Raw genomic sequence first — 461 nt, forward strand, 5'->3', positions numbered from 1 at the left:
GTTGAAACGCTGACCTACAAACGTACTGCGACCGTTAACCTAGTGACTAAAGAAGTGACTTATGGTGACTGGACCTCAACTGATGATGACTTCGACAAAGTAGACACACCAGCTATTGCAGGCTACACACCAGATAAGGCAAGTGTAGCAGCTGAAGTGGATGTAGCAGCTACAGCTCCAGACACTGAAGTTATCGTTAGATATGTGAAAGATGCCCAAAAAGCTACCATCACATACCAAGATGACACCGGTAAACAGCTAGGTGCTGTGGATGAAGTGACCGGTAAGTCAGGTGAGCCAATCAACTACAGCACAACAGCTCGTATTACAGAGTTAACAAACCAAGGTTATGAAGTGGTTCGTGATGACTTCACCAAAGACGGTGGACAAGTCTTCGATACTGACAAGGCTATCGACCAAGCCTTCACTGTTGTTGTGAAAGCTAAAACTGTTACAGTCAC

General features: G+C 45.3%; 1 protein-coding gene. It reads left to right on the top strand.

The features are described from left to right. A partial coding sequence (locus C1G57_RS11205; RefSeq protein WP_419579862.1) for a mucin-binding protein occupies nucleotides 1-461 on the top strand: 461 nt, incomplete at both ends.

This window comes from Streptococcus suis (assembly GCF_002960425.1).
In the GTDB taxonomy this organism is placed as follows: Bacteria; Bacillota; Bacilli; order Lactobacillales; family Streptococcaceae; genus Streptococcus; species Streptococcus suis_S.